Below are 25,656 nucleotides of genomic sequence, written 5' to 3'. Positions count from 1 at the left end.
GCAAAACTAGTATAAATTTAATGTGTTAAGGGATTGTAAAAAATGGGAGGAAAGAGGCGAGGAATATCATGGAACGAACGATCGGAGACGATGAATTGCGGATAATAGGTAAACTGCTTCACGACAACCTGCAGCTTCCTGTCCGCCTGCTGAAGACTGATCGCACAGTTGAAGCGGTATTCGATTCGGGGCATGGTGCACCGGCGCATCCACTCGATCCGGTCAGCAATACGGTACTTACAGGCATCTTCGCAGACGATTCGCCGTGCGATATCCCTTGCTACAGCACATGGAACGGTTTCGATCAATATGTATGGCTTCGCTTCGGCGATACGTCCGGGCGAGCGGGAGCGATCGTGATTGGACCGGCTGCAAGCTCGACGGTGACGGACGAGATGCTCGAAGGCTTCCTATACGACTACCGCCTATCGGGAGTCCTCCTCGATGCGTTGCGGGAATACTACCAGCAATTTCCTGTACGCTATCAAAAATCGATGCTGCACGCAGGAACGCTGCTGTACTATTTGATCTACCACCGACCGCTCGATCTAACAGAAGTTATCGACCGCAGTGTTCCGTTCCGCAAGCCTCACGCATTGAACGACGAGTTGGAACGGAGTCTGACGGATAGCCGGTTAAACATGAACTTCCATCATCATCTGAACGGGTCGAAGATGCTGCTGCAATACGTTAAGGAAGGACGCAAAGAGGAATTGGTCCGATATCGCGACCATTTCCCGAGGGAGAATATGGCCATCTTGTCCCGTAAGAGCCGGCTCCGCAATGAGAAAAATTTGGCCATCTGCGTCGTGACGCACGCCATGCAGGCCGCGATCGACGGTGGTTTGTACCATGAGGTGGCCTTCACCGCCAGCGACCTCTGGATTCAGCATATCGAGGAACTCAATGACGTGGAAGAGGTCGCCAAAGCCATCCAAGAGGTGTTGTTTGATTTTGCAGAACGGGTCAGCCGTCAGCGCTTTTCCCGCTGTTCCAAGCCGATCGCGGTCTGCCAGAACTATATTTTTAACCGAATCTATGAGCCGATCAAGCTGACCGAGCTTGCGGAAGCGGCCGGCGTCCATCCGGCGTACCTGTCGAAGCTGTTCAAGCAAGAAACGGGCATGACCGTACTCGAATATGTCCATCGGCAGAAAGTCGAAGAAGCCAAGAAGCTGTTGGCTTTCTCCGACGCGTCACCGCTTCGGACTGCCAGCCTGCTCAACTTCCACGATCAGAGCCATTTCTCGAAAGTATTCAAGAAATATGCCGGCGTGACGCCGAAGCAATACAAGGATCGTGCCGTCTAATCGAAAGAAACGATTGAATGTGAGTGAACTAGTACTCCTGACAGCAGCCGTACAGAACATGAAAAAAGATCGCCCTGCACCTTGCAAAGCAAGGGTGAGAGCGATCTTTAATATTTTATACATCTTGGATAAAGAAACCCTAATAATATTCAGGGTTTCTCAACGGATAAGGAGGGCGCCTACGGCGTCCTCCTCTATTCCTATATCCAACAAATTACTGCTTCACTACCGGATGATTCTCAAGCCCCATCGGCTTCGCAAACGCAACGCCCTTCATGACTCGGTCATTCCGCTTCGCTTGCTCAACACGTGATGGGGACACGGTTGCAGCGATCCGCTTGAGCACTTGGCCCTGCGCATCACTTAAGATCACCGACAGCTCATCATCCACCTGCTTAAGGATCAACTCGGTGTTCGGCTCAACATCAACCACGAGCAGTTCGAAGGAAGGAAGATCGATCTCAACCTTGAGGCCCACATGCTTGAACGCATAACGATACGTCGTCTCCAACCCTCGCGCAAATGTGGCTTCAATTCGTCCTTCCCCAACGTTGATATGATAGTTCAGCGACGTCATTTCCGCAGGAATCCGCGGTGCAAGCGTGAGGGTATTGTTGATCAAATCTGGACGAATCCCTAAGAAGTATTGGTACCACACGCGAAGATGCTCTGCGTTGGACCAGGCTTGCAGGTATGCCCCCGTTAATGTAGCCCAATCCGCGCCTTCATGTGGATAAGCATCCATGTTCTCGCATAATCCGCCCACAACACCTAAATTCAACGCTTGCCAGTTCATATTCTTGAACAGTAGGTAGGCGGTCTCTTCCTGTCCCGCTTCGATCATCCGCTGCATCGCGATTCCGTTCAGACATAACCAGACCGCGCCGTTATGGTAAGCTGCATCCTTATGATAATGAGGCGTAAGATGGAACGGATAGAAAAATGGATGATGGCGATCTAACGATGCCACACCCCATGGATAGACTAACTCTTCATCAGATGCCGAACCTCTTGCTCCAGCCGCTCGTGGAGAATGCCATCCTGCACGGCATCGAGAACCGGGAAGAAGGCGGCGGCAAGCTCGTCCTGTCCGGCTTTATGGAGGACGATTGTATCGTCTTCCATGTCGAGGATAATGGCGTCGGCATTCCGCCTGATCTACTCCCGCACCTGCTCGAGACGCAAGCCAAAGGCTATAGGCTTAAGAACGTGAACGACCGCACCAAGCTGATGTACGGGCAGAAATATGGGTTAACGATTCATAGTGTTGAGGGGGAAGGAACGCGAGTGACACTGCGGTTCTCGTCGCAAGCGGGCAGTGTGTAGCGGGGCGGGGGCACGGCTCTTGTGGCGACGATTGCGACTTGGGTAGCGCGAGGCGAGGTTTGAACGCTATCCCCGCTCCGCCTAACGAATCCTAGCATCCTTATTTCGCTCAAATCGCCCCATTGCGGCAGGTTAACGAATCCTATACACGCTATTCCCCGTTTTGACGGGATATTTCACCGAAAAAAGGGGTAATAGCGATATTAGGATTCGTTAGCATAAAAAGTTGGCTCATTTCACGCCAATAAGGCTCGTACGATTCGTTAGCCGCCAAGGCGATGCAACAACAAGAGCCTCCAATTCCACTTATTATCGTGGGATTGGAGGCTCTTGTCGTTTGGCTATGACCAGCTCAACGTCCTATCGATTCTCGTCCGGCTTCAGCCAGAACTCGAACTGCAGATGCTGGTTCGAAGGAATCCGGTATTCTTCATGGACCGGCGCTCCCCAGCTGTCATCGCCGCCCACGCCCATTTGCCTGCCGGCTACGGTGATGACGGTGTAATGCACCGGCGGCAGCTCATAACGATGCTGGGCATGCTCAAGTTCAAAAGCTGTATAAGGCGAGATGGCGCATTCTACCGGATGCTGTGGATCCGCTTGGATGGCGATTCCCGTACCTTCGGCATCCAGCACCCGTACGCGTCGAACGCCCATCCGATTGCCAGACTCTTGCGGGACGAGATAGGCGGAGACATTATCCTCTGCGCGATTCTCGAAACAGCCAAGTCGTGCTCCGTGGCAGCGATCCGCGTAGTTCTCTTCAGGCCCCATCGCATACCATTGCAGTTGGTTGTACTCGGCTGGCACTTTGAAGCTGAGTGCGAAGATCGGAAGATCGGGCAGTCCCTCGATTCCTCGATAAGCCGAACGAACACGAAGGCTTCCATCCCGATATACCGAATAAGCAACGGTTGACCTTAGCTCCGTGCTGATGCTCAGTGCATAAGTGAAGGTGACGGTTACCCCGTCCTCCTGTTCCGTGAACTGCACATCCATGCATTTCGGCGCGAGGCTGGCTGCATACCATGCCGCCGCATGGAAGCCCATCTCCGTCCCGCGGTCATTATCCGTTGCTGCCCGCCAGAATAGCGGCTTAGGCGGCGCTGCGATCATTTCGCGGCCTGCATAGTTCACGGAGACAAGGCTTCCCAGCTGCTTGGAGAAGATGATCGAGAAGTCTCTGCCGTGAACACCGATGTTGACATCCCCATGGACGATGTTCATCCCAGTCGAGATGGCATTTGCTCCAGCTGTAATCGTGCCATCCGCTGCAACCTCTTCAACCTGGAACACATATTGCCCGAACGCCGCTTCATGTCCTGCTTCTGCCCATAATGCGCTTTCTTTCAGCTTAAGGGATGCATCGATCCAGTATTCACCCGGTGTAAGCCTACTCGATTGATTAAATTCTAGCGGGAGTCTCTGTTCAGTCAATGGCGCAACGCTCGGATGCAGAACGAGACGCTCCAGCACGCTGCCTTCTTTATACAGTGTACACTCCAGCACATAAGAGTCTGTGCTAATAAACAGGTTCTCATTGGTTACCGTCACGCCATCCCGATCCGGCACCAGCTTTACGTTCTGGTACAGGTATTTGACCTCCTGCATCTTTGGCGACAGGGTCCGATCCGCATAGACGATCCCGTTGCCGCAGAAGTTATAATCCGTTGGTCGGTCGCCATAATCGCCACCGTAGGAGAGGTACTCGTTGCCGAAGCGATCAACTTGGATTAAAGATTGATCCATGAAGTCCCAAATGAATCCCCCCTGGTACATCGGATATTTGTTCTCAAGCTCGGTATACTTGTGCATGCCCCCAAGCGAATTCCCCATTGCATGCATGTATTCGCATGTGATGTAAGGTTTCGTCGGGTTATCGTTCAGATACGTCTCCACATCGGCTACCTTCGCGTACATCCGGCTCTCCATGTCACTCGTCTCATTAAACCGCCGATCATGGAACACCCCTTCGTAATGCACAAGTCTCCCCGGATCAGACACCCGGAAGTATTGAGACACCTGATAGATCACTTCCCCACCATACGACTCATTGCCGCAGGACCAAATCAAGATCGAAGGATGGTTCTTGTCCCGCTCGTACATGGATACCGCTCGATCCATCACGATGTCCTTCCATTCCGGACGATCACCCGGAACAACCCATGATGGTTCGACAGCCCCCAACTTCTGCCACGAACCATGGCTCTCCAGATTCATCTCATCGATGACATAGATACCGTATTGGTCACACAGCTCGTACCAGAGACTTTGATTCGGATAGTGGGATGTACGAACCGCATTCAGATTATTCTGCTTCAGGGTACGGATATCGAACAGCATGTCCTCCTTCGTGATCGCACGGCCGCGACGGCAGTTGAACTCGTGGCGGTTCACCCCTTTGAAGACGATCCGTTTCCCATTGAGATGCATGACCTTATCGATCATCTCAAATTTGCGGAAGCCTACCTGCTGCGGTACAACCTCGACAAGATCACCTTGGCTGTCATAGAGAGAAATCAGCATGAGGTACAGCTGCGGATGCTCGGCGCTCCATAACATCGGCTGCGGCACATGGATCGTGACAGCAGCCCCGTTAGCTGCGTCTGCCCGTTCCCTCCCAACGACTTTCTTGTTCGGGTCCAACAATTCAACCTCAATATGTCCCTCCGTATCGCCTTGCAAGTGAAACTGCGCATGAAGCTGACCCGATTCGTACAGCGCATCCAAGTCTGTCTTCACCGCTAAATCGTGAATATGTATTGAAGGCACCGTGTACAAATAGACATCCCGGAAAATGCCGGAGAACCGCCAGAAATCCTGATCTTCCAACCAGCTGCCCGTGCTGCGCTGATAGACCTCAACAGCCAGCTTATTGACACCATCTTGCACGAATGAGGATAGATCAAACGCCGCAGGCGTAAAGCTATCCTCGCTGTAACCGACAAATTGTCCATTCAGCCAGACGTAGAACGCCGACTCGACACCTTGAAAGGAAATATACACCGGTTGCCCAGCAAAATGCGGTGGCAGCTCAAACTCCTTCACATAGCTGCCAACCGGGTTTCGCTGCTGTGGCAACTGCGGAGGTCGAAGCGCCTCTATGCCATCCCATGGATACTGAGTATTCACGTACTGCGGATGGTCATAGCCTTGAAGCTGGATATGCCCCGGCACCTCAATAAAGGACCAGCCACTGCAGTTATGCTCCATCTGATAGAAATCTCCAGGGCGGCTATCCGGATGAACCGAATAAGCGAACCGCCAGCGCCCGTTCAGATCATGTCGCATGGACATTCCTGAATCTCGGAGCGCTTCCTCCTTCGTGTGATAATAGCGGTGATCCGAATGGGCTGGCAGCCGATTCACTGCAAATACTTGAACATCGCTTAGCCAATCTAACGTAGGTGTAGTGCTCTTCATGAATATCTCTCCCGTTCTCTCGAAATAGTAAGCGCCTTCATTTCGATACACGAACATCGCAGACACGAAATCAGACATGTATGCAGATCGCTTTTCACGATTCTCGTCCATTGCAATCGAAGCAATCGCCCGGATATAACTGGTGTTCTCCCCGAATCGCGCGAAATGACCTGACGTCGCTTAAATATCCCCTATTATAAACACCAAGAAACGGCTTGTATATAATGGAAATCAAATCCCTAGAAAAATAGCCACCTGCAAGGGTGGCTATTCTCTATCTATCCTTAATTTATTGCGTTGTATCCTGCTTCGCAAATTACTCGTGTCCATCATCTACGGTCTAAGATATCGAGCTGCAATGCCTTCCACACCAATTGGGCGAACTGGCTGTTCGACCATGCGAACCAATCACGGGTAAAGATCGATGGATCGTCTTTATGGAACCCTTCATGCATGAAGCCTGTGTCTGCATCGGTTGATTCCAGAATCTCGATCATCTGCAATATTTCATCCGGGTTCACGGCGGTTAATCCTTGCATCGAATAAGCAAGATGCCAGACGTAATCCGGTGGCGTATGCGGACTGCCGATGCCGCTCAGCTTGTCACCCTGATAATAGTAAGGGTTGTCCTCGCTTAAGATAAAAGCGCGTGTATTCAAATACGCAGGATCATCTGCAGCGCAATAGCCGATGTAAGGCGCTGACATCAAATTCGGCGTACCCGCGTCATCCATCAGGATGTGATTGCCGTATCCGTCTGTCTCAAAGACATACATGCGTCCATACTTCGGATGATTGACCATGCCGTAGAGCTCAATCGCATGCTGGATCTCTTCCTCCATCTGCGCCATTCGTGCGACGAGATGCTCATCGCGATAGACATAACGTGCAATTTCCTGCATGTGGCGAAGTGTGACGACCGCGAACATATTCGATGGAATGTTGAAATGGAAATCGCAGGCATCGTCGCTTGGACGGAAGCCCGACCAGATCAGCCCGACGTTGTTGACTGGCATGCCAAGACCTTGCTTACGCAGCGTATCGATCATGATGCCGTTATGCCGCTGGAACCGATAAGCGGACAGCTCGGCATGCTGCTGCTCAATGCGCCATACGTCGAGCATCGAGATCAGAGCACCCTTGAATGTCTCATCGAATATTCTGGTGCGGCCCGTCTCCTTCCAATAATGATAGGCAAGTCGGAACGAGAAGCACATGGAATCCAGCTCGAACTTCCGCTCCCATACCCATGGCGAGCTTGTTGTCTCATCCGTTGCATTCCAGTGCCAGTCATTCGCTGTCTCATTAAATGCATTCGCATAGGGATCAATCTGAATATAGAACATGTGGCGTCTGATCACGCCTTCGAGAATACGCTGCAGCTCTACATCGCCCTTCGCGAAAGGAACATAATGGATGACCTGCTCAACGGAATCGCGAAGCCACATCGCAGGGATGTCCCCTGTCAGCACGAAAGTCGTCCCGTCATCCAGCAGTTTGGTCGTCGTCTCAAGCGTGTTCGGGAAACAGTTCCGAAACAGCTTGCTTAACTTCGGACGATGCGTAAGACGCTGCTCGGCCTCTGCAAGGGCGCCTTGTATCGCCTGCGGCAGCGGAAATTTCGGCACATCAATGGTCGGTAATCGATGATCTTTCAAGTTGTCTCTCTCCCTCTCCTACCTGGTCATTTGTTAACAACGTACAGGCTTGTCTCGTGCAAATCTTCTACGTTGCCGCCTACCATAATCCGGAATTCTCCTTGTTCGACGATCCACTCCAAGTTCGGACCGACGAACTGTAATTCTTTAGCGCTGATCGTAAATTGCACGGTCTTCGTTTCACCCGGCTCCAAGTGGATTTTGCGGAAGCCTTTTAACTCCTTCGCAGGTCTTGTTACCGAACTTACCACGTCGCTCACGTACATTTGAACAACTTCTTGGCCAGTCATGCTGCCCGTATTCGTCACGTCAACCGAGACGATACATGGTTCATTCCATGCGATATGCGACTGATCAAGCTGTAGATTATCGTATTGGAAGCTCGTGTAGCTTAATCCGAAGCCGAATGGGTATTGTGGATTTAAATCTGTCTCCACATAACGTTTCCCTTTGGTTCGCTTCGTGTTATAGGAAATCGGCAGTTGTCCCACATGCTTAGGAATAGACAAGGTTAGTCTGCCTGAAGGGTTATAATCGCCGAATAGGACATCTGCAATGGCGTTCCCGCCTTCTTGGCCCGGATACCAGGCTTCGAGAATCGCATCGGCGTGCTCGTCGACCCACGGCTCTATAATCGGCCGTCCGTTCAGGTAGACGACAACGAGCGGCTTGCCTAAGGCACGAAGCTCCTTGAGCAGATCCAGCTGAACACCTGACAAACCTAGTTCCGCGCGGTCAAATCCTTCGCCGCAATCCATGTCGCTTAAGACCGACTGATCAGTGATGATCGCGGCACCCGTCTTCAAATCGATGGTTCCTTCCCCGAAGTCCCTTGCGCTGGAACCGCCCACGACAGCGATAATCGTGTCAGCTTCCGCTGCACATTGCATTGCGGTCTGGAATCCTTCCTTCGATGGATCCTTAATGCGGCATCCAGGCGCATATTTCACTTCTACTCGCCCGGCGCATTTCTGCGAAACGCCATCTAACACGGTAACGATTTGCTGCCGCTGCTGCGGCGATGTATAATCTCCCAATTGGTTATAGATGTTGTTCGCATTCGGACCGACGACCGCGATCTTCCCAAGCGATGGAGACAGTGGGAGCGTGTTCGCGTTATTCTTCAACAAAACGATGCCTTCACGGGCTGTTGTTCGAGCGAGCTCGATATGCTCAGCCTTGCCGATGGTATTGGCTGCATGGGTCGGATCGACATAAGGGCGTTCGAATAATCCGAGCTCGAACTTCATTCGAAGTACTCTCCGCACAGCCTCATCGATTTCCGATACGCTTAGCTTGTGGCTCTCTACGGCACTCTGCAAATATTTGCCGAAGTTGTCCCCTGACATCTCCATATCTACACCGGCACGAATAGCAAGACATGCCGCATCTTCTTCGCTCTCCGCGACCTGGTGACCGTGATACAGCATGTTGATCGCGCCGCAATCCGTGATAACGAAGCCATCGAATCCCCATTGTTCACGAAGAACATTGGTTAGTAGCTCCTGGTTAGAGGTACACGGAACACCATCAACTTCATTGTAGGCCGTCATGATGGACCGAGCGCCTGCTTCAACCGCGCGCTGGAATGGCAGCAGATCCTTCTCCTTCAACTCTCGTGGACCCAAATGTGCAGGGGCTGCATTGCGCCCCCCTTCCGAAGCGCCATAACCGACGAAATGCTTCAGCGTTGCAATAATGGATTGATCCGAATTCAAGTCATCCCCTTGCAATCCATGAACAGCGGCAACAGCCATTTCACTAATTAGAAAAGGATCCTCGCCGAAGGTCTCCTCCGTGCGTCCCCATCTAGGGTCTCGTACAACATCAAGCACCGGCGAATAGGTTGCCGTGCCGCCTTGCGCACGCGTCTCAACTGCAACGACGCGACACATTCGCTCGAATAATTCCACATTCCAGGTGCTGCCCATCCCGATCGGAACCGGAAAGACGGTCGATCCAATTGCCATATGTCCATGCGAACATTCTTCACCGAACAGAATCGGAATGCCGAGCCGTGTATTCTCGATCGCATATTTTTGAATTTGATTCGTCACTTCTGCGCCCTCGCGAGGAGACAAGCCTGTCTCTAATGTGACGCCCGTCCACGGGTCGGCCCGCAATACACCGTATAACGAGCCGACACCGCCTTTCGCAATGGCTTCCTTGAAGGATTCCGTCAATTGAATTTTATCGCCTGCACGCTCATAGGTTTGCCAGCCAAACGGCTGCACGAGCTGACCTATTTTTTCTTCGAGGGTCATTCGTTCGATCAAATCCGCTGCACGCTCGTCGATGGAACAAGAAGCATCTAAATATTTCATCGTTCACCTCTCCTTACGATCATCTCTCCATTACCAAGTCCGCCAAGCTAGAATACCGGCGTTCATGCTGCGGCATGCATTCATGGCTGCTTCCGGCGTACTAAGCTGTTCGCCCCAAGCGACGAGATAACGGAATTCATAGAATCCGCCCAATGTTGCCGTAAAGTTCGTCTCCCAATAGTTGTTCATCGCCCAGGAATATAAATGTCCCGGATCTTGCGCCAATTTGGCATCTCCATTCAACAGGCGGAATTGATGATCAAGCGAGCCGAGCTGAATCAGCGGCGTATCCGGCATCGCGATCGCAACGCCAGCTTGTTCCGTCACATAAGCCGCACCTTCGCCTAAGCAATAGTAATCTGCTAAGCTGCCCGGCAATTGATCCTTCCGCGGACGCGTCAACGCGTCCATCTTATCAATCCATAATTCTTCTGTCTCGCTGGTAATTAGACTTCCGAATGGAAGCGATATATATAGATTCTCCGGATCCCATACACTATCCTTGTGCATTCGAACAGCTACATCCACGCGAGGATGATTCGCATATGCCGTGACGAATAGGGAATAATGCGAGCAGCCTGCAACCTCGAATGTAAGCTGTACTGTGCCGTATACATCACCTTGCGTCACGATTTCCACGTTCGTCAAGACACCTACCGAAATTTCCGCATCCGGCCCTTTGCGGTTGCGGCCCATCTTCCGGCGAACTTCGTACATATCGCTCACCTTCGGCGCACGGGTAATATCATACACCGGCGTAAAGGCGTTATGGTTGCGATCGCTGCGCAGCATATCTTTGGATGTCCGTTTATCGATCCAAGACGTAATCCCTGCACCCTTCGTCCACGCGATGCGGACAAATGGCGTATCGATATACGTTGACGTGACCTGGAATGGTCTCGGGTCGCTCGAGATATCCAGATCCATCATGCGGTCCGAACCGACGACATCGTTCTGGTAGGCGGTTCCTGGCTTGCCCGGTGCAAGAGCTTGAATATGGATCGTCTTCTCCTCGCCAGGCTGAAGTGTAACCGGAATGCTGACGATAACGCCGCGCGGTGCCACGCGAAGCTGAGATGTGTATACCTCGCCCGTGTTCACGTCCCGAACTTCGAACCCATTCTTGATCACATCGTGATGCCAGCCCTCCATAATGAAATGCGCGAAATCCTCTTGAACGTACTCGAACGGATTGTGCATCTTGAACTTCATCGGCCGATCCGGTGCGAGCAGCGCGTCCCCCTTATGCTCGAGGATGTCATACAATGCGCGATGCGCCGCCGTGCTGGCATTAGCTGCAAAAGCCTCCTTGCGCAGTCCCAATTCCTGAACGAACGGATTCCACGGCTCCGTTACGGAAGAGTGGTAGCCCCAAGTATGCTCTGCGAATAACGTCAATTGGTATTCCATGTCCTTCATCGCATCCGCGGATACAATCTCACCGTTCGGATCCAGGCGTCTCACCTTCTGGTAGACACGCTGTGCCTCGCGATAGACCTGCACATGCTTCGGTGTCGAGCCTACGCCGTCCGTCCACCAATCCGGCCAATCGCCACGATGTACTGGAATATCCTCAGGATGGTTCTCGGCATGCTCCCGTACTTCCGCGAAGAAATCGTCCAAAGTTGCAAGTTCAATGGTTATCCGATCGCCGTGTTTCTCGTTCCACTGCCGAATGAAGTCCATCACCACCGCATTCGGCGAGCTGTTATCCGTTGGCAGTCCCGAGAACATCACCGGCGCGAAGCGGAACGCATATCCATCCTGTTCCAAACGCTCGACGTAGCGCTGAATCCGAATCTCTGCCATCTCGAATGTCATGCCTTTGCTTAAGTCGAGTTCGTCTTTGATGGTATACTTGCCGCCAAGCCCTGGAACCAAGCCTAAGTCATTGCCGAACACGTAATGCTCACCATTCCATGTTAGCAGGCGTTCGCCATTCGGCATTTCCCACCAGAACGGCTGCTGTTTTTTCCAGAGCGGGAACATCGAATGATGCGTATGAATGCAGGTGATCATGTTCTGAATGCCAGCATCCAGCAGCACTTGACCATATCCCCAACTAAATCCAGTGATGTCGGCCGTCATCGCCGAAGTGACAGGAACTTGGATCGACTCGCCGTACTCGCGAATGCGCCCGATCATGGATTCGAGCAGTTCTTTCCCGATCAATTCGCTCATGTTCAGGTAGGTGCCGGATAACCCGATATCTCCGCGGCGCACGGCTTCCTCAAATTCCTTCTTCTCCTGTTCGGATGCCTTCTTCAGGAAGGATTCGATCGGCCAGAAGGTCTCACAGACCCATTTGAAGCCCTTCCACTCGGGGCGTCTTCCCGACTCTATTTCCCGGAAAATATGAAGCGCCTGACGAATAAAATCGACGTGATACTGCTGGATTTTCTCCTGCCGTTCTGTGTACCCGACATCGGTATGCGAATGATGAATCGCGTAGATTTTCCATGGTTTGTTTGCTGTCATTATCATAAGTTATAGGCCTCCTAAGCTTGCCGTTTTTAACGGCTGATTACACTTTTCATTATAGAAAGAAGGGGGATCTTATTCTTTGGAGGAGACGGACCTTTTTTTGTCTAATTCGGACACAATGTTCAGGATTCCTAGAATTCCTTCCCCTCAATGACGTTATTCTTTTACGCCGCCAAGGACCATGCCTTTGACGAAATATTTCTGCAGGAATGGATAGAAAGCTAGAATCGGCAATGCGCCGACAAAAATTTGCGCCGATTTAACCGTACGATCGGACACGGTAGCCAAATTCGCAAGCTGCTCCGCGGACATATTGGTCAGGCTCGCTTGTACAATGACCGTCTGCAAATAACTGGATAACGGATAATTGTCCTGCGAATTCATCAGGATGAGTCCGTCGAACCAAGCATTCCAATGGCCTACGACGGTAAACAGACCGATCGTTGCAATCGACGGCATGGATAGTGGCACATAGATGCGCCATAGCGTCTTCCAATGACCTGCCCCGTCCACAAACGATGCTTCCTCCAATTCTTTAGGCAAGCCCCGATAGAAGTTGAGTAATAGAATTACATTAAATACAGGAACGGCGCCTGGAATGATGAGAGCCCAGATGGAATCCAGCAATCCCGTAGAACGAATCGTCATATACCAAGGAATTAAGCCGCCGCTGAATAGAATCGTAAATACGAAATACCACGCATATCCCGTTCTAAATTTAAGTTCCCGCCCGCTCTTGGACAGCGGATAAGCGATTAAGATCGACAGGAACATACTGAGCGCAGTACCTAGAACGACCCGCTTCACCGTCACCCACAAGGAGAGGAGGAACTCACTCTTAGACAACACGAATTCATATGATTTGAAAGTAAATTCCTTCGGCCACAGCTTGACGATCCCTGCGCTTGCTGCGACATTCGAACTTAAGGATACGGCCAATATATGAATCAGCGGAATCAGACACGCCACTGCAAGCACAATGAGGAACGTATAGTTAAACACACGGAACAATTTACTGCCAAGAGATTTTCCTTCTACCATGTTGATACACCTCTTATGCTAAAAAATTCGATAGTCTGCAATCTTGTATGCGAGCCAATAGGATATAGAGACAAGCGCAAATGAAATGAGCGATTTGAACAGGCCAAGCGCGGTTGCGACGCCATATTGCGCATCGATCAATCCGATTCGATAGATCAACGTATCCAGAATATCCCCACTCTCATAGACAAGCGGACTATACAAGTTAAAGATTTGGTCGAACCCGGCGTTAAGCACATTCCCCAAACTTAATGTTGCCATTAGGATAATGACGGGCAGGATCCCTGGAAGCGTGATGCTCCATGTCTGCTTCCACCGGTTCGCTCCATCAATGACTGCAGCCTCGTACAAGCTTGGATTGATTGTCGTCAGTGCAGCTAGATAGACAATGGTGCTAAAACCAAATTCCTTCCAAATGTCGGACAGGATTATCGTGAATGGGAACCAATCATTATCCCCGAGGAAGAAGATCGGCTTTATCGAGAAGAAGCCAAGGAATTGGTTCACAAGCCCGTTCGAAGGCGATAAAATATCGATCATTACGCCGCCAAGGATGACCCATGACAAGAAGTGCGGCAAATATATTAAAGTCTGAACCCACCGTTTCACGATGCTTTTGCCAATCTCATTCAAGAGAATGGCAATCGTAATCGGAACGATTAATCCGAATATTATTTTCAACACGGCGATAAAGACGGTATTCCACAAGACTTGATAAAAGTCTGGCATATTGAATAAATAATGAAAGTTTTTCAATCCCACCCATTTGGAACCGAATAACCCTTTCGACGGAATATACTTCTCAAAGGCCATGATGGATCCGACCATCGGAATATAGCTGTAGATAAACACCAGAATGATGCCAGGGACTAACATCAAATGCAGTGGAAGTTGCTTTTTAACGTTCTTATTTAGCAAGATGTTCACTTCCTTTTATTCGAATCACGCACTGTAAAAATACGGAAGGGGTAAGTTGATCGACTCTTCCTACCCCTCTCCTGCGATATGATTATTTTTGCGAAGCGTTCCACTCGTTCACTTCTTGAGTGATTTGTTCGCCGCCAAGTTTCTTCCAGTCTTCCACAAATTTATCGAATTGATCGATCGAAGCCGCGCCATAGACGATTTTCGTGAAAATTTCGTTCTCCATCTTGTCTAAGGTTGCTTTCTTCTCACCCATGGTATCGGTAGGTGCGCCGCCGTAGCCTTCAGATACGACTTTGCCTGCATCCCACAACTTCTGAAGGACCATCATCGCGCCTTCAGGACCGCTCTGCAAGTTCTCACCGAAGAAGTTCAAATCTCCGCCTTGTCTGAACGAGAGAATCTTATCGTAAGTAGATTTTTCTTCCGGATTCAGAGCCGATGGATCGTTATTGCTCAAAGCTTTTGCAACATTTTGCGCTCGTTTCAAATCTTTATCCGGCGAATACATGTCGATTAGCGCAAATTTAGCCGTCGTAATTCCTTTGTCATCCACGCCGTATTTCAGGTAATCGGCTGTTGGCCCATATAGCTTCTCATTGAACCAGTTCGCCATTTTCACAACGACCTCAGGATGCTCGTAGCCTTTCTTCACGACGAAGTAGAAGTTCGCGCCGAACGGCATTTGTACCGTTGCTTCGCCGCCGTTCACGGATGGAATCGGATACACGCCCCATTCCGCTTTGCTGTTCTTTTTCTTGTTGTCCTGCAGAGGCCATTGGGAAGCCCAGCTTGGTCCAAAGAGCATACCAACGCGATCGCTCACGAGGGACTCCGCTACCTTGGATCCGTCTTTTACGCCGAATTCTTGATCGAGCTCGCCGGATTTGTACATTTCCGCCAGCTTCGCAAGCGCTGCCTTCATTTCAGGCTGAATGCTGCCGTACACGAGATTTCCCGCATCATCCTTCTTCCAGATTCTTGGGTACGCGCCGTACGCGTTGAACAAGCCGTTCATGGCTGGATAACCGTTAATGATTTCTTTGCTCAGCGCCACGCCGAACGTATCCTGCTTGCCGTTACCGTCAGGATCCTGCGTCGTAAACGCTTTCGATATCTTCAGAACATCATCCCATGTCTTCGGTTCCGTGAGATTCACTGCCTTGAGCCAATCCGTACGTAACCATAGAACAGGCGTCTGTGCGCCAATCATCGGCTCCGTCTTCGGCATCGCATATAATTTGCCGTCGAAAGTCGCCGATTGAAGCGCCATCGGATCTTTCTCGAATATGCCCTTCACCGCTGGTGTCGCATATTGCGCGTATACATCTGTCAAATCTTCGAGCATATCCGCTTCAACCAACTGCTTCAATTGAGATGAGTTGACCATCATGACGTCAGGGATTTCACCGGATGCAATCGATACATTGAGCTTCTGGAAGTACTGCGCGTCCGTTCCTTTTACGATCCAATCATATTTCAGGTTAATCCCCATCTCCTTGTATAGAGATTCCCAAGCATTGTTCGATTCCGATTGACCTTCCGGATAGACGACATCCTGCGTAATGAATTTCGCAGCACTTAGATCGATTGGCGGATCAAACTTCCCTAACGGATCAATCGTTACATCCTGCTTGGTCTCGTTCGGAGTGGACTCTGTTGCCGCGTCCTTCTTCGTATCTTGACCACAAGCAGATAATAAAACAGAGATAAGTAATAGACTTGCAAGCATGAAACTAATAGATTTAACCCTTTTCATATCTTGTCCCCCGTTTTGTGTTAAGTATCGTAGCTACACTGTTATTATAAAATCCGCATGGGACAGCCAACTAGTTTCCGTTCATTACATTTGTGTCTTTTATTTACTCCTTTTGATCTCTTTTGAGTTCCCGATACTCTTGAGGTGTGAGATTTGTCGCTTTTTTGAAGAAACGATGAAAATATTGCGATGACAAAAAGCCCAGCTCCGTCGCGATTTCGTGCACCTTGAGACAATCCTGCTCAAGCATCGTTTTCGATTTTTCCAGTCTCACGTCATTGATATATGTCAATAGCCCTTGCCCCGTCAGCTTCTTATACAGCCTCGACAGATACGAAGGATTGTGCCCGACAACTTCACCAATTTTCGTTAGCGAGACGTCACCGGATATATGGGTCGTGATATAATTCTGAATCTTGCGGATCAACTCATACTCCTGCACATTCATACCAACCTGCTTCTGCTCGAAAATTCTTCTTGCCGTTAGAATGAATTCTTCACAGATCTGGTGCCATGTTTCAAAGCGTTCCATCTGCGTAAATTTGCCCAAATCCTTCGCATCGCTATCCGAATCAATCAGGCTGTGAGGCAGCAGAACCGACACCAGCAAGAAATACAATTCCAGCTGAACGCCGCTTGGAAAAGGTCCCGCCATTGAAGCAACGGACAACAATTCATCGAGCGTATCGAAAAAGGGCTCTTCGTGTCCGTTCTCCATGCAAGCTTTCAAATACTCGATTTTGTGTAAGTGAACCGAGGAGAGTCTCGCCCCCTCGGATCGATCTTCGTCTTTAGCGTTTCTGTTCGGCTCGAGCAGAATAAGCTCTTTGCCAATTCCAAGTCCGCTATGGAACAGAAGGTTGAGCAGATCGAATTTCTGAGGCAGCGACGTCCATTCGACGGCGTCCGTCGCGAGCGCAAGTGAAATAGGACGCTTCAGCAGATTCAAGCATGTCTGTTGTATTTCTTCCAGCATCCCTCTTACGAATAGAATTGTTCTCGTCCATCCTTCCGTTGTCAGCTCAGCTTCAGCAGGTTGAAGGAACCAGGCCATTTTATTCTTCTCATACTTCATCGACAGAGATCTCGCCATCGGCATTAGCAATTCGTTCGCGATATTATCGAGCGCAAAATAGATTAAAGCGCGATCCGTCGCACTATGAATCTCGCCCCAGTCGTCAATGCGCACGATCAGGAGGAGACAAGGCGTATCAGCGGACAGCTTGATGTGCAGCTCTTCGAATTTGTCGTGGATCGATGCGATCGTTGCAGGGTCCCCCTGTAAGATTTCACTCATGTATTGCTGCTGAAGATAAGGAAGCGCCAGCATCTTCTGCTGCTTGGCTTGAACGAAAAGCGAATCCATGAACCGCTCTTCCTCTAAGGAAGTGGCCGCGCGAAGGATGGATTCCTTAATTTTGGCATTCCCCTCCGTCTTCAGAATATAATCGACGCTGCCTTGGCGAATGGCTTGCTGAACATACGCAAAATCGCTATAACCCGTCAAGAAGATGACCTTGCATTTCGGCCATTGCTTCATAATTTCTTGGTGCAGCTCCAGTCCGCTCATCCCGGGCATGCGAATGTCGGATAGCACAATATCGACCTTCGTGCGTCCTAACCAATCCAGCGCTTCTTGCGAGGTGGCCGCCGCAAAGATCTCTAATTCTATCTCTGTCACGCGATTGCATAATTCAACCAGTCCATTCAGAATCAACGGTTCGTCATCCACGATTAATATGCGATACATCCTTACTCAACCTCTTTCGATAATGGAATTTGCATGAATACGCCTAGTCCGCCCATATCATTGCGATAGACGGTGAGTCCGGAACCTGCGCCGAACTTAATCTGCAGCCGTCGATGCACGTTAATGATTCCGGTCGTCTCGATGCCGAACGAATTGTCCATGGCAAGTTTATCCGTTAGCTGCCCCAGCTCTTCATCCGTTAATAGGCTGCCGTTGTCTTCGAAGCGAAGCTGCAGCATCTGACCCTCTACTTGGTTCGATATGCGCAGGATGGCTCCCGATGGCTTCGATTCCAACCCATGCGTGTAGGCATTCTCGATGATCGGCTGCAAAATTAAGCGCGGTACAAATAGGAAATCCGTTGGAACTTGGATCGGCTCGAACGCAACTTGGATTCGGTCGCCGAATCGCATCGATTGGATATTGATATAAGCTTCCGCATGCTTGATTTCTTGACTTAACGGTAATTCCGATTTGGCATCCCGAGTAATGAATTGAAAATAATGACCCAAATAACTGACGAACTCCTTCGCTTTGTCGATATCCTCGAATTCGATTAATTGATGCAGAATAAAAAAACTATTGTATAAAAAATGAGGATTGATCTGGGACTGCAGCTGCTTCAGCTCGGATTGTTGGCTGCGAATTTGCTGTTCATAGACTTCTTGAATTAATGATTGCAGCTGCTTGACCATCTTATTGAATTGATCGGATAAATCTCTGAATTCATCGTTGCTTCCCTGCGAGGTGCGAATGGTCAAATCCCCTTGCTCCACCCGCCGGAAGGCGGTGACCATCTTGCGCAGCGGATTGCGAATCGTTTTGAGTATCCAATACGAGAAGAGAACAATCACGATGACGGATACGATAAATAAAATCCAGAACAGCGCATTAAACTTGTCAAAATCGCTCATGATAAACGCTTCAGGTGTATAGATCGCAAGCGTCATCTCATAGTCTTGAGACTTCTGCAGAGATACCAAATACCGCTGTCCATCATATTTCAAAATGTCGTTGCGACTGCTGTTCTCGATCTCACGCGACACTAACAACTGCAGCTCTTGGGTAAGCGACTGAATTTGATTATTCAAGATAACTTTGTTGCTGTCATGCAAATAGAGCAATGCGCCGCCCTGATCTACGACATTGGCCAAATCCTTGCGAATCATACTTTGATCGAGCTCAATTTCGATCATGAACACAGGAGGACGATCCGATAAGGGCGACTCAGGAAAATAAGAATTCAATAAAATTTTGCCGTTCCACCATATTAACGGCGACAATTGATGGCGCATCTGAGACCGAATTTGGAGGAGTTGATCCATGGGGACCCCTTCCGTATAATTACCAGGCTTGATTCGTTTGTCGATGGAAGGGATATAGAAGGTAACATCCGCAATATAAGAGCTGGAATCCTTGAACAAGTTTAACTTTCGCTCCAAGCGCAAGATGGATTCCCGAAGCTCATTCTCCGACAAGGCTGGCGCCACCGTTCCCAGCGTCATGACATCCTCATCGACGATCAGGGACTGCTTATACTTATCTATTTTCCGAATCTCATTGGTCAAAGAAGTCAAATAGAAATTGACATTCGTCTGCATCGACTGCAATATATGCTCCCTCAGACTATTGGCAACCTGATGGTTCAGAAAGATGCCTAACATATACACGGGTAAGATCGCGATGAGAAACCCGATCAACAGCTTGGGATAAATGGTGAACCGTTTCCTCTGCACCTGCATGATGATTGCCTCCTTTTGTTACATGAAAAATACAATAAATATTATACCTAAGTGTACCCAAAAGTCTCTGTCCAATTTTCCGCCATGACCAAAGAAAGCAGGCACTCTCCAACCAGAGTACCCGCTTTTTATGGCTTACGTATGATTTTTTTTTGACGATTTACATATACTAGTCACTTAGTTCTGATAGTTCATGAGCATAGGGAATGGATTGAAACGCGCCTTTGCGCTGAACCACGATCGACGAGAATCTACTCGCGAACCGAACCGCTTCGACGACATGCTCGATCTGCTTCGGATCGTTCCCTTGCAGTTTAGTGCAGAAGGAACCGATAAAGCTGTCACCTGCGGCCGTCGTATCAATCGCCTGAACTTTCTCGGCAGGAATAGATACGTTGCCGTCCGGATGACAGATCATGCTGCCCCGTTCACCGAGTGTGACAATGACGCATCCCACGCCTTGCTGCATTAATGTCGCTGCACCTTGCACCATCGCTTCGTCGCGACTTGTATCGCAGCCAGTAATCACATGCATCTCGCTTTCATTCGGGATGAGAAAATCCGTCACTTGAAGCAGTTCCGCCGGAATCTCCTTCGCTGGCGCAGGGTTAAGCACCGTCACTTTCCCTTCCGCCTTTGCAATGGCAAACGCGTGCTGTATCACTTCCATCGGCACTTCGAATTGCGCCACAATAACATCGGATGACGTGATGACCTCTCTGGATTGCTCCACGTCCTGCGTGGTTAAACCCATATTCGAGCCGGCGCTGACGACAATCATGTTGCTGCCGCGGTTACTGAACAAAATCAGGGCTTCGCCTGTCGGCAAATTCGGATCCACAAGAACATGCTCGGTATGAATGCCTTCTTGCTGCAAGGTGGATACGAGTTGTCGGCCATTCTCATCCGACCCGATTTTCCCGATAAATTGTACAGCGGCTCCTAATCGTGCTGCAGATACCGCTTGATTGAACCCTTTTCCCCCGGGGCCAACCAGTTTACCAGAAGCAAATACAGTCTCTCCTTCTGTCGGGAGAGCTTCCAGCAGCAAGCTGGAATCCATATTCATACTGCCAAGTATGCATATCTTTTGCATCTCTCTATCACCCTCTTCGCTATGATGCTTATCGAGCCTTTGCTAGGCACTCAATCGCCCATGCCCGGAATGCCTCCACATCAATATCAAGACAAACCGTTGCATTCGGTTCTCTCTGATAACGATTCATCAAGTCTACGATCGTCGTACCTGCCGTGTAAGCACCAGCGGTTTCAACGTCAACGAAGCATTTCTGCGTTTTGAACAACTCCGGCTTCACAATATAAGCGATGGCGCATAGATCATGCATTTTGAGTCCTGTTTTCAAGCTGCCGCCGCGGTAATGCTGGAACATCGAATACAGCATCTTACCCGTCTCATTCAGATCTCGAATCTCCACGACATTATCCGGTGTTAAGGTTGCTCGGTTGGTCACATCCAATCCGACCATCGTAATATCCAGACCCGATGCGAAGACCATCTTCGCTGCTTCCGGATCTGCCAAAATGTTATATTCTGCCGTCGGACTATGGTTCCCTGCGGATGCGGATCCCCCCATTAATACGATTCTCTCAATCCGGGATTTGCATTCTGGATACAAGGCCAGGAACAAGGCGATGTTCGTCAAAGGCCCAATCGGCACGAGCGTAACCTTCTCTTCGCTGGTCAGAATCGTCTCTCGAATCGCATTCACCGCATGCTCTGGATGAATGTTCTTCTTCGGCGCCGGAAATTCATAACCGTCCATACCAGACTCTCCATGAATTTCGCTTGCATCCTCGTAAGGAATGCACAATGGCTGTCCTGCCCCTTTCGCTACCGGTGTATCTGGACCGAAGAATTCAACGAGCTTCAGCGCATTGTTCGTTGTCTTATCCACGGAGACATTCCCCGCGACCGTTGTCAGAAGCTTAACATCGAGTGCCTCATGGTATACGGCCACGCCAATGGCTACCGCATCATCAATTCCAGGGTCCGTGTCAATAATAATAGGGATTCTCTTCACGTTCATGCTGCTCAGCATCCTCTCCATTTGATGTCATAGAACCTATTCAACATATCTTTCCCAAAAGATCTGTAAAAATATCAATTAATGTGTAACCGGTTACCTATTTCGATTTCATGTTAATTCAATAGGAAAGCAATGTCAACATGTGATCTTTGTTGTATAATAGCTGCATTGACAATAATTTTATGTAACCAGTACCATAGATGCACTTATCATGCGTAATCGATTACATATTACAAAAGGAGTTGAGGAATAATCGCAACGATTCGAGATGTCTCTAAACTCGCTGGAGTTTCCGTGGCGACGGTTTCTCGCGTCCTGAATCAGAAAGGTTACGTCCACGAAGATACCGTTCAGAAAGTCCATAAAGCGATTGAAATGTTAAAATATGTCCCCAATGACGTCGCGCGCAGCTTATCCAAAAAATCAACCAAAACCATCGCGCTGTTCGTCCCGGATATCACGAACCCCTTCTTCAATGAACTAGCGCTTGCCGTGGAGAAGGTCACGCAAATGTATGGATATACGACGATTCTGTGTAATACCAACGAATCATCCAAGATCGAACGCCAATACATCCAGACACTGAAGCAAAAATATATCGACGGGTTTCTTATGGCCTCCAATACGCTGTCTGAGGACGAAATCGAACAATTGCAGGTCCCTATGGTCGCGGTGGACCGGGTTAGTTCGCCTTCTGTTCCTACCGTCTCTTCGAAAAATCGGGAAGGGGCTCACTTAGCTGTGCAGGCCCTATTGCAGCAGGGATGTACCAAAATTGCGCATATACGTGGCCCTAAAGGGATCTGGATTGCGGAGGAACGCTGCCAAGGCTATCTGGATCTGGTGGAAGATCTGCCATGGTTCACGCCGAAGCTGGTCGTGAATGGGAACTTCCAGCTGAAGGCAGCCATCGAAGCTGTGAATAAACTGTTCGATGCGCATCCAGACATTGACGGAATATTCGCGGGCAATGACATGATGGCAATTGGCGCGCTGCGTGCGCTGCAGGAGCGCGGTATCCGCGTGCCGGACCAAGTGCAGATCATCGGCTATGACGGCATTCCGTTGGCCGAAATGGTCTATCCGGAGCTGTCGACTGTATCGCAGCCGATCTATGAGATGGGAATGCTCGCCGCTCGTATTCTGATCAAGAAAATCGAGCAGCAGCCTTTGGACGAGGTGAATCACAAGTTAGAGGTTGAGCTGATTCAGCGGGGAACCACGCGTCAGCAAAAGCAGCCTTGGCTCGATTAACAAATATTGTTCAAGCGGAAAAACGCAGAACACAAACAGGCGCCGAATCGCTTCGGCGCCTTAATCGTTAAGGAGTTCTATTGTTCATTAACTCGAAGATTTATTCGATGATCTTACTTGCCAGCGCTGCCGAAGTGAAGCTGGCTTCTTGCTTATCAGGGTCTACTCAGATTTTCTTGATTGATCATGAGTTACCGTTACGGTTGCAGTTGCAACCGCTTTGTTTCCTGCTTTGTCAGTTACTGTGTAAGTTATGGTATAGATCCGTCCTGAGCCTTGGCCTAATCTTTCGGCACGTAATTGGAATGAAGTATCCTCAGTGCCTATTCGAGCCTGAACATCACCTTCTCCGCTATCCGGTTCGTTGCTTGTAATAGAGGTTAACATGACGGATACAACACCTGATTCAGCGTCAATCGAATCCAACGTGGCATGGACAGTCGCCATTTTATGATTCGCCGGCCAAAGTGACGTTTGATCAAGTTGAATGGTTAGCGTTGGTGCGGTCTTGTCGATATTACTTACCTCATAGCTGGTTATGTTGGATACATTGCCTGCGGCATCCTTTCCTCTTGCATATACGATGTTATTGTCGGAAAGGACAATAGGATTTGTATAAGGTGTCCATTCGCCGTTATCGCCCACTTTATACTCTTTCATTGCTACGTCATCCGGATAGTTGATCGTAACAACAACATCGGTGTTGGTTGGTCCTGTAACATCTGCAGCAAATGTCGCATCTGCTGGAGGTGTCTGATCGATATCCTCTATGTCTGCGTATTCCAAATAATCCACTTCAACGTAGTTGTTACTTGCTAACGGATTACGGTCATTTCGAACAATAATCTTGATTGTATGAACCCCACTTGGTAATCCTGTCTTCGAATAAATCAATGACTGTACGCTTCGTGTCTCTTGGTATAAATCGACCGTGCTATCCAGTATACCGTCAATATAAACATCCGCTTTTCCATGATCACTACCTTTCACGCCATACCAAACGATGTTTGTTCCGTTAAACGTATATTCCGTTGTGCTGCCCGCCGTAGTTGTAAAATGATCTGTATCATTGTAATACCCCGATGAGAATCCGCTTGTCGACCATTTACCGGTATACAAAAGGTACGAATCATCCACTTTGGTTGGAGTCGCAGAGGCCTTGTACACTTCAACCTCTATATAGTGATTCGATCCATTGGCTGTGCTTCCGTTAGACCATAGTCTGACATATCTGGCACTGACGTTAGGGAACGTAATATCTTTTCCCGTGCTGGTTTCCACATATTCGGCATCCGTACCCGCACCTTGACCCGAACTGTTGTCAGCATCGTTATTAAATACAGTGGTTACGCCGCTCGAAAAATCTTCCGTATTCGATAGCTGTACAATCACGTCATGATATCTTCGCCCATCCTCAAAATAATGCCACAGCTTGATCTTGTTAACGTTATAAGATTGTCCCAGATCAAACTTTATCCACTGCAATCCGTTGTTAGGGTAACTATCGGCAAAGTTATTACTGCTGATCTTCTCACCGTCCGTAATCAGTGACAAATTTTTGAAATTGGCGGATGTCGAAGGAAGGAGTCCAAAGGCAACATTGTTTGAATCTGGCGGCAACGGATCGATCCCATCCCTTATACTCGCCTTAATAGCTTTCATTTGATTGAACTGAGCAGGGCTTAGCGAGCCATTTCTATAAATGGCAGCATCCATTGTAACGACACCTTGGCTTTGATTCACAGATTTGATATATTTCGTAATTGCCCAATCAGTATATTTAACTTCTGGTTTGGACCAGGTGCTCCCTAAATAAGAAAGAATATGCCACTGTAACCCGTCCAGCCATCTGCCGGATGGAACTGCACTGAATGATCCTAGTTCTCCTGCAGTATAATCCTCATAATCACCTGCCTGAGGATTTTTCTGAATTGAAATGCCTGGATTAAAGGTAACAATCGCATTGGGATTTCCATGCTTCGCAGCTTGGGTATATTTCTCGGCAAAGGTTGAATCAAAACCGTTCCAGCTATAAAATCCATCAAACCACCATCCGGATATTTTAGAACCGTATCGATCCGACCATGTCTGAATGACCTGCGCCCATTTATCACCGAACTCATGGTTAACATTCCAGTCATATCCGTTCTTTATATACAGACCCATATGATTTGCTGCAAATGAATCACCCGCCGGCGCGTTCGAAGGCAGGTAAAGCATAAGCTTTATCCCTTTTGGGCTTAACGCATTGTAGAGATCCAGCGGGAGATCACGGGCTGAAGTTTTTGCCCCCACGGAGTACCCCGCTAATGTTTCATATGTCGAATTCGGAGAATTATAATAACCGCTATTTTGACCCAAGGTTAGTATGACATATCCAGCGCCCGCCTCCGCCATTTGATCTGCAAAAGTATTGACATCAAACGAATCGACAGTGCTATTCCACTCCACGATATTAGAGCCTTTAATGTCGTTATAGCCTGCGAGATAATGAAATAAGTATCCGTACTTAGCATTCATAAACCAATCTGTATTAGAATTGTAAGGGATAGCGCTCGAAGTGCCATATGAAATCATCGTTGAAAATAGTAACACCATTACGATAAGAATGTT

The 25,656-nt window shown here is 49.2% G+C and carries 16 protein-coding genes; 3 read left to right on the top strand and 13 right to left on the bottom strand.

Annotated features, from left to right (window positions below; translation table 11 throughout):
- The first annotated feature begins 68 nt into the window (after window positions 1–68).
- Window positions 69–1,310: a helix-turn-helix domain-containing protein gene (locus ACFQZR_RS02125; protein WP_379342437.1), complete on the top strand. Its 1,242-nt coding sequence runs from the start codon at window positions 69–71 to the stop codon at window positions 1,308–1,310.
- A gap of 214 nt (window positions 1,311–1,524) precedes the next feature.
- On the opposite strand, the gene ACFQZR_RS02120 is transcribed toward ACFQZR_RS02125, so the two are convergent.
- Complete coding sequence (locus ACFQZR_RS02120) at window positions 1,525–2,280, bottom strand: amylo-alpha-1,6-glucosidase (RefSeq protein ID WP_379342435.1); 756 nt, start codon at window positions 2,278–2,280, stop codon at window positions 1,525–1,527.
- A gap of 5 nt (window positions 2,281–2,285) precedes the next feature.
- Between ACFQZR_RS02120 and ACFQZR_RS02115 the strand changes: the two genes are divergently transcribed.
- On the top strand, window positions 2,286–2,636 hold the full coding sequence (locus tag ACFQZR_RS02115; protein ID WP_379342433.1) for a sensor histidine kinase: 351 nt from the start codon (window positions 2,286–2,288) through the stop codon (window positions 2,634–2,636).
- A gap of 360 nt (window positions 2,637–2,996) precedes the next feature.
- Here the strand turns inward: ACFQZR_RS02115 and lacZ are convergent, their stop codons facing one another.
- From lacZ to rihC, 11 genes are all read right to left on the bottom strand, one after another.
- Window positions 2,997–6,059 (bottom strand): beta-galactosidase, LacZ type, encoded by a 3,063-nt coding sequence (lacZ, locus tag ACFQZR_RS02110; RefSeq protein ID WP_379343755.1) that lies wholly within the window; start codon window positions 6,057–6,059, stop codon window positions 2,997–2,999.
- A 329-nt stretch (window positions 6,060–6,388) separates the two neighbouring features.
- Window positions 6,389–7,717, bottom strand: a complete 1,329-nt coding sequence (locus ACFQZR_RS02105; protein ID WP_379342431.1) for a glycoside hydrolase family 125 protein — start codon at window positions 7,715–7,717, stop codon at window positions 6,389–6,391.
- 26 nt (window positions 7,718–7,743) lie between these two features.
- Window positions 7,744–10,041 carry a glycoside hydrolase family 3 N-terminal domain-containing protein gene (locus ACFQZR_RS02100; protein WP_379342429.1) on the bottom strand — a complete coding sequence of 766 codons (2,298 nt, stop codon included), beginning with the start codon at window positions 10,039–10,041 and terminating at the stop codon, window positions 7,744–7,746.
- Window positions 10,042–10,071: 30 nt separating this feature from the next.
- Complete coding sequence (locus ACFQZR_RS02095) at window positions 10,072–12,525, bottom strand: glycoside hydrolase family 38 N-terminal domain-containing protein (RefSeq protein ID WP_379342427.1); 2,454 nt, start codon at window positions 12,523–12,525, stop codon at window positions 10,072–10,074.
- A gap of 156 nt (window positions 12,526–12,681) precedes the next feature.
- Window positions 12,682–13,566 carry a carbohydrate ABC transporter permease gene (locus tag ACFQZR_RS02090; protein ID WP_379342425.1) on the bottom strand — a complete coding sequence of 295 codons (885 nt, stop codon included), beginning with the start codon at window positions 13,564–13,566 and terminating at the stop codon, window positions 12,682–12,684.
- Between the two features lie 18 nt (window positions 13,567–13,584).
- Entirely contained in the window at window positions 13,585–14,442 is an 858-nt protein-coding gene (locus ACFQZR_RS02085; protein ID WP_379343752.1) for an ABC transporter permease, read from the bottom strand.
- 133 nt (window positions 14,443–14,575) lie between these two features.
- Window positions 14,576–16,249, bottom strand: a complete 1,674-nt coding sequence (locus ACFQZR_RS02080; RefSeq protein ID WP_379342423.1) for an extracellular solute-binding protein — start codon at window positions 16,247–16,249, stop codon at window positions 14,576–14,578.
- 103 nt (window positions 16,250–16,352) lie between these two features.
- On the bottom strand, window positions 16,353–17,999 hold the full coding sequence (locus ACFQZR_RS02075) for a response regulator transcription factor (RefSeq protein ID WP_379342421.1): 1,647 nt from the start codon (window positions 17,997–17,999) through the stop codon (window positions 16,353–16,355).
- Window positions 18,000–18,001: 2 nt separating this feature from the next.
- Window positions 18,002–19,741: a sensor histidine kinase gene (locus ACFQZR_RS02070; protein WP_379342419.1), complete on the bottom strand. Its 1,740-nt coding sequence runs from the start codon at window positions 19,739–19,741 to the stop codon at window positions 18,002–18,004.
- Between the two features lie 169 nt (window positions 19,742–19,910).
- On the bottom strand, window positions 19,911–20,837 hold the full coding sequence (rbsK, locus tag ACFQZR_RS02065) for a ribokinase (protein ID WP_379342417.1): 927 nt from the start codon (window positions 20,835–20,837) through the stop codon (window positions 19,911–19,913).
- A 28-nt stretch (window positions 20,838–20,865) separates the two neighbouring features.
- Window positions 20,866–21,789, bottom strand: a complete 924-nt coding sequence (gene rihC, locus ACFQZR_RS02060) for a ribonucleoside hydrolase RihC (protein WP_379342415.1) — start codon at window positions 21,787–21,789, stop codon at window positions 20,866–20,868.
- A gap of 252 nt (window positions 21,790–22,041) precedes the next feature.
- On the opposite strand from rihC, the gene ACFQZR_RS02055 reads away from it, so the two are divergent.
- Window positions 22,042–23,043, top strand: a complete 1,002-nt coding sequence (locus ACFQZR_RS02055; RefSeq protein ID WP_379343750.1) for a LacI family DNA-binding transcriptional regulator — start codon at window positions 22,042–22,044, stop codon at window positions 23,041–23,043.
- Between the two features lie 162 nt (window positions 23,044–23,205).
- Here ACFQZR_RS02055 and ACFQZR_RS02050 read toward each other — a convergent pair whose 3' ends face one another.
- Window positions 23,206–25,563 (bottom strand): galactose-binding domain-containing protein, encoded by a 2,358-nt coding sequence (locus ACFQZR_RS02050; RefSeq protein WP_379342413.1) that lies wholly within the window; start codon window positions 25,561–25,563, stop codon window positions 23,206–23,208.
- Between the last annotated feature and the right edge of the window lie 93 nt (window positions 25,564–25,656).

Source organism: Paenibacillus sp. GCM10027629 (assembly GCF_042676425.1).
Lineage (GTDB): Bacteria > Bacillota > Bacilli > Paenibacillales > Paenibacillaceae > Paenibacillus_K > Paenibacillus_K terrigena.
This window is presented reverse-complemented; position numbering and strand designations above follow the sequence as displayed.